The following is a 10,205-nucleotide window of genomic DNA, read 5'->3' on the forward strand; positions in this document are numbered from 1 at the left end:
ACGGACTCTCACGTGGTAGTCTCTTGGCTGGCGTACTTTGCCAGGCTAGAGACAGACAAGCTTAGAGACAATTTGAACTGTAATTGGCTCTAAGTTGCTCTCACAGCGTTCCAGCAATCCGCCGGGATTTCATGGAAGACGGCAGTGAACAACCAGACTTGAAAAAGAACCATAATGCGAATATTGAGGCTTTTACTATTATTGCTCGGAAGTTAACCGAGTTCTGTCACACTCTTTTGTTTGGTCCAGTGTTTTAACTCCGCTATAATTGGAGTAACAATTTGTTTTGGAGGGAAATTATGTCAGAGTATAGAATTGAAGAAGATACCTTGGGTGCTGTCAAGATTCCAACTGATGCACTATGGGGCGCACAAACAGAACGTAGTCGCAATAATTTTTCAACTGGAGCCAAAATGCCTTTGGAAATCATCAAAGCACTGCTACAAATAAAGAAAGCTGCCGCTATTGCCAACAAAGAAGCTAAAGCAATCGATGCTCAAAAGGCTGATTTGATCGTAGAAGCAGTCGACCAACTTTTGGCTTTGGATGATACGAAATTGCGTAAAGATTTTCCCTTGGTAATTTATCAAACCGGTTCCGGAACGCAGACGAATATGAACGTGAATGAAGTTGTTGCTCACGTGGCGCAAAGAATCAATTCTGAAATTGAAATTCTTCCTAACGACGATGTCAATCATGGCCAAAGTTCCAATGATATTTTTCCAACGGCGATGAATATCACTGCTGCTATGGCAGTCGACGAACTTGAGAAATCAACGCAACATTTGATCGATGAATTGAAACAAAAACAAGCTAAGTATTGGAAAGTGGTCAAAATTGGCCGGACACACTTGCAAGATGCGACACCACTTACATTTGGTCAAGAGGTCAGTGGCTGGGTCAGCATGTTGGAACACGACTTATCATTCTTGAAGACGCTGGATAAAACTTTAGGCGAATTAGCTATGGGTGGAACGGCTGTCGGAACAGGATTGAACGCTGCACCACACTTTGCGGATAAAATTGCTGAAAGTATGAGTCAAGTTTACGATCATGAATTTACTGCCGATACAAACAAATTCTATGGTTTAGCAGCTCATTCCGGTTTGAACGTTGTTCACGGTGCGATTAAAACTTTAGCCAGTGATTTGATGAAAATTGCTAATGATGTCCGCTTCTTAGGTAGCGGTCCACGTTCAGGTTATGGTGAATTGAATATTCCTGCAAATGAACCTGGTTCTTCAATCATGCCTGGAAAAGTCAATCCAACGCAAGCTGAGGCTATTACCATGGCTGCCGTTAGAGTTATGGGAAACGACGTCACGGTCAATGTGGCTTCCAGTCAAGGAAACTTTGAAATGAATGTTTACAAGCCTGTTTTGATCAGTGCTTTCTTGGAATCGGCCGAATTGTTGACAGGGACAATGTATGGTTTTGCTGACAAAATGATTGCTGGCTTGACCGCCAATGAGAAACGAATGAAGGAATTAGTCGATCAATCATTGATGACGGTTACGGCTTTGTCGCCACATATCGGCTATCATGAGAGTGCTGAAATCGCTCAAAAAGCTTTACGTGACAATACAACCTTGAAAGTTGCGGCCTTGAAGTCGGGATTAGTAACTGAAGAACAATTTGATAAATGGGTCGTACCGATCGATATGACTAATATTGAGGAGAAATAAAATGGCAGAAAAATTTGTTTTTGAACCAACCAAATTTGATCAAATCAAGGATCATTACGATGTAGTAATTATTGGTTCCGGTGGTGCCGGTCTGACCAGTGCGATTCAAGCTTATGAATTAGGATTGTCGCCAGTGATCCTTGAAAAGATGGACAAATTAGGTGGCAATACTACTCGAGCTTCTTCAGGAATGAATGCGGCTGAAACTTTTGTCCAACTCGATCACCATATTGTCGATAGTTTTGAAGATTTTTATAATGAAACTTTCATCGGTGGCGGCAAAATGAATAATCCGGAACTGTTAAAATTCTTTACTGAACACGGCGCTTTGGCAATCGACTGGTTGGATCAACACGGTATCAAATTGGATGATTTGACGATCACTGGTGGAATGAAGACAGAAAGAACCCACCGTCCTAGTTCATTAGCACCAATTGGTGGTTATTTGGTAACTGAGTTGTTGAAATACATTGCTAAAGATCAGATTCCTCTATTTGACAATATCAAAGTGACCGAATTGTTGACTGACAATGGTAAAATCACTGGGATCAAGGCCACCGCTGACAAAGATATTACTATCAAGACGGATGCGGTTGTCTTGGCAACTGGTGGTTTTGGTGCTGGCAAAGATCTTTTAGCTGAATATCGTTCTGATCTACTTAATTTGCGGACTACGAACCAACCTGGAGCGACTGGGGATGGTTTGAAACTAGCCCAAAAAGTCGGTGCAAAGTTGGTTGATATGGACCAAGTCCAAGTACACCCAACTGTTCAACAAGATACGCCGCATGCCTTTTTGATCGGTGAAGCTGTTCGTGGCGAAGGGGCAATTTTGATCAATAATGATGGCCAACGTTTCGTCAACGAGTTAGATACGCGAAAGAATGTCACAGCTGCAATCGATAATCTCGGTGGCACTGGCGCATATTTGATTTTTGATCGCGATATCAGAGACCGTGTGAAGGCAATTGAATTTTACGACCACATTGGGTTAGTAACGACTGGCCAAACGGTTGCTGAATTAGCTGAAGAAATCCATGTTGAAAAACAAGCCTTGCAACAAACTGTCAAAGATTGGAACGTTGCGGTCGATAATCAAGATGACAAGTGGTTTGCACGGACGACTGGAATGGAAAGAGATATTTCTGACGGCCCATTTTATGCGATCCACGTTGCACCCGCTGTTCACTACACAATGGGTGGCGTAGCTATAAACCATAAGACACAAGTCTTAAATGAAAAAAATCAAGTTATCAATGGTTTGTTTGCTGCTGGTGAAGTCGCTGGTGGTCTGCATGGAAACAACCGGATCGGCGGAAATTCGATTGCCGAAACGGTTGTCTTTGGTCGCCAAGCTGGACAGCAAGCTTATAAATATCTAAAAGGATAAAAATTTCATTTTTGGTTGATAGTTGAATTGTTGACAACATTGACTGTATCCGATTACAATACGCCTAATAAACTTTTTAATGACTAGCAATAATTGTCATATATAAGGAGTAAATTATGACGACACTAATGGAATTGTTAGAATTCGATGATGTTGATCCTATCAAATGTATTTATCATCGACCAATTGGGTCTAAATATGTCATGCCACATTGGCACGATGCGATTGAAGTTGTCTACGTTGAAAAAGGCGATCCAGGAACGATGTATATTGAAGGTCAAAAGTACGATCTGCATCAAGGCGATGTTTATATTATTAATACTCGTCTGATTCACAGTTTTGACACGGTGATATTGCCGAATCAACGGGTCGTTACGTTGTTAGTCAGTTACAATTGGCTGCAACATTGTCTACCTAAGACGATCAAGGAGAAGAGTTTTGAACTCATTAAAGCGCCAAAAAAAGACAATCAAACGATTGCCTTTAGTCAATTAGTAGAGTTGATCAATGCGATCAAAGATAGCTGTTCTCACGACGAATCTGAAGATGACCGCTTGTATCAATTATCTTTGGAAATTCAACTGATCAGAGTCCTAGTTAATAATTTCATGGTCAACAAAACTGTTAAGAGCGAAGTTCCTGAGGTAATTCCGCAAATCATTGAACAATTTCAGCGAGATTATCAAAAGGACATTCAGTTATCGACAGTTGCTAAAGAATATAATTACAGCTATGCTTATTTCTCAAAGTTTTTTAAAAAATATTTAGGTATTTCGCCTAAAAAGTATTTAACATTCTTGCGAGTTCAAAAAGCTGCTGAAATGGTTGAAGAAACTGACGATAAATTTTCGAAAATAGCGACTGACACAGGTTTTCCAGACGAAAAGAGTTTTTATGCGGCCTTTAAAGCAAGATACGGTCAGACGCCATATGAACATCGGCAGTCTCACTCAACTTCTTGAGTAACTTCAACGGTTGCACCAACATTATCGACATTCAATTGTAAGACTTCCCAATCAGGGAAGTCTTTTTTGATATCCTCAAAAATCTCTTGAGCAGAGGCCTTATTGTCGGTGATGGCCATCATAGTTGAACCGCTGCCGCTGATATACATTACGCCGTGGCTATTTTCACAGATATTTTTGGCTTTTTGATAGTCGGGAATCAGTTGTTGACGGAAAGGTTCGTGCATGCGATCGATGATGGCTGATTTTATTAGTGAAAGATTGCCATCTTCAAGGGCTTTTGATAAAGCAACTGCGTGACTGACTTGATAAATAGCATCTTTGTAAGACATTTCTGTGGGCAGAATTTTACGAGCTTGTTCAGTACTGACAGCGTAGTTAGGAATCATCGCCACAAAATGGAGTTTATCGGAAACATCGAAGTGAACCGTTTGAACATTTTTGTCGCTGTCGATGAATGAAACGCCTAATTTACCATAGATAGCTGGAGAAACATTGTCGGGATGGCCTTCCATTTCAGTTGCTAGATCCAACAGTTGAGTCTGTGACAGTGGTTCGTTGAACCAAGCGTTAGCACCTTTTAGGCCAGCGACGATACAAAAAGCTGAACTGCCTAAGCCACGTGACATAGGAATCTGGTTGTCAACGCTGATTTTTACTTTAGGGACGGGCTGATTGAGAAATTGGCAAGCCTTAACGAAAGCCTTGTAGATCAAATTATCGGCGTTTTGATACCTTTGGGGGCAATCAGTAATTGTTAGTTTTGATTGATTGGGTTCAAAAGTAACTGTCGAGTAGAGCGAAACCGCCAACCCCATACAGTCGAAACCTACACCGATATTGGCGCTAGTTGCTGGGACTTTAATTTTTATCATAGAAGTTGTCCTCCACTTTAGACTTAACGTAATTTTCCATTTGATCCTTGGCGATTACATCTGTATGTAAAATCGGTAGATTCCAAACTTGAGCCAGATTAGTTGGAATTGGTATTTGAGTAACTTGAGCCAGTTTGTTCATAATTTCCAAGTCATCGTCAGGTACTTTATCCAATACGGCGTCCGCTACAACACGGGAGAACTTGTAAGGACTAGCAGTACTCAAAAGAATCATAGGTGTCTTGTCGCCTAACTTTTGATAGTCGCGCATGACTTTGTAGCCAACGGCAGTGTGGGGATCCATTAAATAATTGTCTTCTTGATAAACTGACTTGATCGAGTTGGAGATTTCTTGATCAGTGCTGAAGCCACAGTAAAAATCAGCTTGGATTCGTTTGAGAACTTCATCAGAGACTTGATATTCACCAGTTTTGTCCAGATCAGTCATTAATTTTTTGACGTAATCAGTATCGTGATTGCTCTTGTAGTAAAGGAGACGTTCAAAATTGCTGGAGATTTGAATATCCATACTAGGAGCATAAGTTTGTAAGAAGGGGATATTGCGGTTGTAAATACCTGTTTGGAAAAATTTAGTTAGAACATTATTTTCATTGCTGGCAACGATAAACTTGTTGACTGGCAAGCCCATTTGTTTTGCATAAAAACCAGCTAAGACGTCACCAAAATTCCCAGTAGGAACTGTGAAGTTGACCAAATCGCCTAGAACTATTTGACCTGATTGGACTAACTGTATATAGGAAGCAAAGTAATAAACGACTTGAGGGATCAGACGACCGATGTTGATCGAATTAGCACTGGAGAGACTGATCTGAGGACCAAGTTCGGACTTTAATTTTTGGTCATTGAGGATTTTTTTGACATTACTTTGCGCGTCGTCAAAGTTTCCTTTGATGGCAGCAATTTCCGTGTTGTAGCCGTTAGTTGTCTGCATCTGCAATGCTTGGACTTTGCTGACGCCGTTGTGAGGATAGAAGACGATGATACCCATTTTTTCAAGGTTCTTAAAGCCCTCCAAAGCAGCTTTACCAGTGTCGCCACTTGTAGCAGTTAAGATCATAACTTTGTCATCTTCAGAAAGGACATGTTTCATTAATTGTGGCAACATTTGCAGGCCGATATCTTTAAAAGCACTTGTTGGTCCGTGGAATAATTCGAGTACGTGAAAGTCGTCGACATCAACAAGCGGAGTTATTTTAGTGGTGTCAAAGCTATTCTCGTAAGCCTTTTTGACGCTCTCGGCAATTTCAGTTTGAGAGAAGTTGGGCAATAGTTTTGAAAGAACGACTTTGGCAATGTCTTTATAGGAGGCATTGACTAGTGACTTTAAGTCGATTTTTAATTCGGATAGATCAGGATAGACGAAAAGTCCGCCATCTTCGGAAAAACCAGTTTTGATAGCTTCCTTGTCTGATAAGTGGATATTGTGGTTACGAGTACTTGTATAATTTTCGATCATAATAATAACTCCTTGCTTTTGGAATATCTATATAGTAGATTGTTCATAAATTAAAAACAAGTGTTTAGTAAATATGAACACAAATAAAATGAAAACAGGAGGTAAAACCTATGAATATTGCAATTTTAGGATTCGGAACAGTAGGCAGCGGTGTATATAAAATAATCAAGAAGGCCAATATGCAAACGCAAAACCTCTCTGTAAGCCACATTTTGATCAGAAAGAATAAACAACGTGTTTTACCAGAAATGACAGATGATATTAACGAAATTTTAAATGATAAAGCTACTGACGTAGTAGTGGAAGCAATTGGCGGCATCGAGCCAGCGCATCAATACATCATGTCAGCCTTGAACCACGGCAAACATGTCATTACGGCTAACAAGGCAGTTATTGCTATTTATTTGAAAGAATTCACTGATGCAGCTCAAGCAAACAATGTGAAGTTTTACTTTGAAGCTTCAGTTGGTGGTGGTATTCCTTGGATTCAAGGTTTGGAAAAAGCTTTAAGGATCGACAGTGTCAACTCGATTTCAGGTATATTCAATGGAACAAGTAATTTTATCCTCGACCAAATGAGCCGTAATGGTGAATCGTTCGTCGATGTTTTGAAGAAAGCTCAAGCCTTAGGTTACGCTGAAGCTGATCCTAGCGCCGATATCGACGGCTATGACATTGCTAACAAATTGTGTATCAGCGCTGACATTGCCTACAATATCGACATCAGAAATCATCAAGATCTACCTATTTTTGGAATTCGCAACATTACATCATCGGATGTAAAGTTCTTCCAACGAAAAGGCTGTTCCGTCAAACTGATTGGTCGGACACGTCAGATCGGCAACAAATTCGACTATGTGGTTGAAACAACCTTGTTCTTGAATCGGACTTTGGAAGCTAATACACCTGATAATTACAACTTGATTTCCTTGAAAGGCGACACTATCGGTAAATTAGACTTCTTCGGTCAAGGTGCCGGAATGTTTCCGACAGCCAATGCAGTAGTTCAAGATATTTTGGATATCAAAGAACAAAAATGCCATTTGAAACGGGAATTCGATAAAAAGTTGGAATATTGTCCTGAACTTACAAAAGATGACTATCTAGTTCGCTCAAATGTTGATATCCGTGATTTGTTTGCCGATTATGAATTATCTAATGAAGGTTCATATATAATGGTTCATCAAATTCCTGTCGGTGAAATGCACAAGTTAATGAAATCAGTACTTAAAATGGACAAATCAGCCTTTATGGTCAGTTTGCCTAGTCAGGGGGCCGTTGCCTAATGAAAGTAGCCAAATTTGGTGGCAGTTCCGTTGCGGATGCCGATCAGTTTAAAAAAGTTAAAAAAATTATTCAAAGCGACAAAACACGTCAAGTCGTAGTAGTAAGTGCCGCTGGTAAGAATAGCCATGAACCGGTCAAAATCACTGATATGTTGATTGAACTTGAAAAAGAAGTTAAGTCTAAGGTTGATTACCAACCGTTGTTTGCCAAAATCAGTACTCGTTTTATTAAAATTAAAAATGAACTCAATTTGAAAGTTGATATTGAAGCTGATTTGTTGGAAATAAAGCAACGATTGCAGACTTGTTCTCACGATTATTTAGTATCGCGAGGCGAATATTTAACAGCTCGATTGATGGCCGATTATTTAGGGTATTATTTTATCGATGCCAAAGATATTTTAATATTCGATGGGGATGAGATCGACTATGCAGCCTCCAACAGTCGTTTGCAAAGATTACTCGTTCAACATGATCGTCTAGTAGTATCTGGTTTCTATGGCGCCAATGAAGATGGCTCAGTTCACTTGATGCCACGTGGAGGTAGCGATATTTCCGGTTCGATTTTAGCTAATCTAATGGATGCAAACTTGTATGAAAACTGGACTGATGTTTCAGGAATCTTACGTGCTGATCCAAGAATCGTTGACCATTCTAAAAAAATTGACGTTTTGACATACGACGAGTTGCAAGAATTGTCATATATGGGAATCGGCGTTTTTCAAGAAGAAGCCGTCAGACCAGTGCGTCAAAAACGCATTTCCACAAAGATCCTCAACACTAATCATCCCGAAGAGGGTGGAACTTTAGTTGTGGATTCGAATAACAAACAGTTTGACAGTCAAGTCATTACAGGAATTGCTGGCAAAAAGAATTACACAGTCATCACAATTAAAAAGTATCAGTTGAATCGTCATATCGATATTTTACAAAGAGTTTTGGCAATTTTTCAGAAGTTCAATATTTCAATCAATTACATTCCTTCAGGAAATGACGGTTTCAGTTTTCTCTGTCGACATAATGATTTGAGTCGTAATCTGGACAAAATTATTTCCGAATTGAAGAAGACATGCAATTTGGATTCGGTAACAGTTAATAAAGATATCGCTTTAGTAGCAGCTGTTTCTCTACAGTTGAGCAAGCGTCCAGCCATCGCCGGTAAAATATTAAGTTGTCTCGATAACAGTCTGATCCACGTTAGATTTGTCTTTCAAGAAGGTAGCGACATCAAAGTAGTGATCGGTGTAGCCAACCGTGATTATGAAAAAACAATTGCTAAAATTTATGATGAGTCGCTTGAACCACAGTCAAAAAAAATTTCCGCCTAAAAAAAGAGTTCTGAGATTTTTAAAATCTCAGAACTCTTTTTTTAGTTAGTCAGCATTGTTTTGATTAGTATAAGTTGTTGATTTTTCCAAAAATTCAACATCATCAGGATCTGGTCCAACACGTTTTTCGTCATCCAAAGCAGCAATTTTAGTCATTTCTTCAGGTGTTAAGTCAAAGTGATAATCGAAGAGATCGATATTTTCTTTGATGCGACTTTCGTGAGTTGACTTAGGGATGATGATTTCACCACGTTGAATGTGCCAACGTAAGACAACTTGAGCGGGAGTCTTTTGATGTGCTTCAGCAATCTCTTTGATGACCGGATTGTCGATCACTTTATTCAAACCCCCACCAAGTGGACTCCAAGCTTCGTGAGCAATGTGTTTTTCTTGAAGGTATTCGTGCAAGTCAGTTTGTTGGAAATAAGGATGTGTTTCAATTTGGTCGACCATGGGAGCAATCGTAGCAGTTTTCATCAATTGTTCAATATGGTGAGCCTTGAAGTTAGAAACACCGATGGCACGTATTTTTCCAGCTTTGTAGAGGTCTTCCATAGCACGCCAATTCTCTTCAAATCCAGAAGCAGGCCAGTGGATCAAGTAGAGATCTAAGTAATCTAAGCCTAATTTTTGAAGCGAATTATTGAATTGGGCAATCGTTTCGTCGTAGCCACGAACATTGTTCCAAATCTTTGTTGTAATGAAAAGATATTTACGATCGATACCAGATTCTTTAATAGCTTGGCCGACGGCTTCTTCATTGTCATAAAAACTAGCCGTGTCGATATGTCTGTATCCATTGGCCAAAGCAGCCTTAACGCTAGACAGAACTTGTTCGTCATCCATTCTAAAGACGCCTAATCCTACTTGGGGAATCATAACGCCGTTTGCTAATTCGATATAAGGAATATTTGTTGCCATAAAGTTACCTCCTGTTTATTTTAATTCCATTATAGCCCAATAATGATTTATGCAATTGTATAAAATTTGTATAAATAATGTAAATATTAATAACTGATTAATTTACAGAAAATTAATTGTTCCTTTACATTACTTTGTTACTCTTATCTTGTTCAAAAAAATGTAGGAAGAAAGATGGGAGTTATTTATGAAAAAAGGGCGATTATTAACCGCTTTTCTAGGGGTAGTGCGCCCGGCATGGGCGCTAACTTGGTGGCGAAAGTCCACTGTGAGCCGTA

Annotated in this window: 8 protein-coding genes; 5 read left to right on the forward strand and 3 right to left on the reverse strand. The window is 39.6% G+C overall.

Features of this window, described 5'->3' with window-relative positions; genetic code table 11:
• The first annotated feature begins 299 nt into the window (after positions 1 to 299).
• The 3 genes from FD29_RS06880 (at position 300) to FD29_RS06890 (ending at position 4,037) form a co-directional block, all read left to right on the forward strand.
• Positions 300 to 1,685: a class II fumarate hydratase gene (locus FD29_RS06880; protein WP_057888203.1), complete on the forward strand. Its 1,386-nt coding sequence runs from the start codon at positions 300 to 302 to the stop codon at positions 1,683 to 1,685.
• 1 nt (position 1,686) lies between these two features.
• Positions 1,687 to 3,075, forward strand: coding sequence for a flavocytochrome c (locus FD29_RS06885; protein ID WP_057888204.1), 1,389 nt, complete (start codon positions 1,687 to 1,689; stop codon positions 3,073 to 3,075).
• 116 nt (positions 3,076 to 3,191) lie between these two features.
• Positions 3,192 to 4,037 carry an AraC family transcriptional regulator gene (locus tag FD29_RS06890; RefSeq protein ID WP_057888205.1) on the forward strand — a complete coding sequence of 282 codons (846 nt, stop codon included), beginning with the start codon at positions 3,192 to 3,194 and terminating at the stop codon, positions 4,035 to 4,037.
• Here the strand turns inward: FD29_RS06890 and thrB are convergent.
• Positions 4,022 to 4,915: a homoserine kinase gene (gene thrB, locus FD29_RS06895; protein WP_057888206.1), complete on the reverse strand. Its 894-nt coding sequence runs from the start codon at positions 4,913 to 4,915 to the stop codon at positions 4,022 to 4,024. The two genes, FD29_RS06890 and thrB, sit on opposite strands and share 16 nt — an antisense overlap.
• Complete coding sequence (gene thrC, locus FD29_RS06900) at positions 4,902 to 6,392, reverse strand: threonine synthase (RefSeq protein ID WP_057888207.1); 1,491 nt, start codon at positions 6,390 to 6,392, stop codon at positions 4,902 to 4,904. Before thrC ends, thrB begins: the two co-directional genes overlap by 14 nt.
• A gap of 110 nt (positions 6,393 to 6,502) precedes the next feature.
• On the opposite strand from thrC, the gene FD29_RS06905 reads away from it, so the two are divergent.
• Together FD29_RS06905 and FD29_RS06910 are read left to right on the forward strand one after the other, a co-directional pair.
• Positions 6,503 to 7,678, forward strand: a complete 1,176-nt coding sequence (locus FD29_RS06905; protein ID WP_057888208.1) for a homoserine dehydrogenase — start codon at positions 6,503 to 6,505, stop codon at positions 7,676 to 7,678.
• A complete protein-coding gene (locus tag FD29_RS06910; RefSeq protein ID WP_057888209.1) occupies positions 7,678 to 9,006 on the forward strand; it encodes an aspartate kinase in 1,329 nt (442 codons plus the stop codon). The genes FD29_RS06905 and FD29_RS06910 overlap by 1 nt, the downstream gene beginning before the upstream one ends.
• Positions 9,007 to 9,051: 45 nt before the next feature.
• On the opposite strand, the gene FD29_RS06915 is transcribed toward FD29_RS06910, so the two are convergent.
• The gene (locus FD29_RS06915) at positions 9,052 to 9,927 is read right to left on the reverse strand and encodes an aldo/keto reductase (RefSeq protein ID WP_057888210.1); all 876 of its coding nucleotides are present in this window, start codon (positions 9,925 to 9,927) and stop codon (positions 9,052 to 9,054) included.
• Positions 9,928 to 10,205: the final 278 nt, after the last annotated feature.

It is taken from the genome of Companilactobacillus mindensis DSM 14500, assembly GCF_001434275.1.
In the GTDB taxonomy this organism is placed as follows: Bacteria; Bacillota; Bacilli; order Lactobacillales; family Lactobacillaceae; genus Companilactobacillus; species Companilactobacillus mindensis.

Bases quoted from the DNA above. Each gene is read 5' to 3' on its own strand.
- FD29_RS06880 (WP_057888203.1), top strand. From the start codon at position 300: ATGTCAGAGTATAGAATTGAAGAAGATACCTTGGGTGCTGTCAAGATT.
- FD29_RS06885 (WP_057888204.1), top strand. From the start codon at position 1,687: ATGGCAGAAAAATTTGTTTTTGAACCAACCAAATTTGATCAAATCAAG.
- FD29_RS06890 (WP_057888205.1), top strand. From the start codon at position 3,192: ATGACGACACTAATGGAATTGTTAGAATTCGATGATGTTGATCCTATC.
- thrB (WP_057888206.1), bottom strand. From the start codon at position 4,915: ATGATAAAAATTAAAGTCCCAGCAACTAGCGCCAATATCGGTGTAGGT.
- thrC (WP_057888207.1), bottom strand. From the start codon at position 6,392: ATGATCGAAAATTATACAAGTACTCGTAACCACAATATCCACTTATCA.
- FD29_RS06905 (WP_057888208.1), top strand. From the start codon at position 6,503: ATGAATATTGCAATTTTAGGATTCGGAACAGTAGGCAGCGGTGTATAT.
- FD29_RS06910 (WP_057888209.1), top strand. From the start codon at position 7,678: ATGAAAGTAGCCAAATTTGGTGGCAGTTCCGTTGCGGATGCCGATCAG.
- FD29_RS06915 (WP_057888210.1), bottom strand. From the start codon at position 9,927: ATGGCAACAAATATTCCTTATATCGAATTAGCAAACGGCGTTATGATT.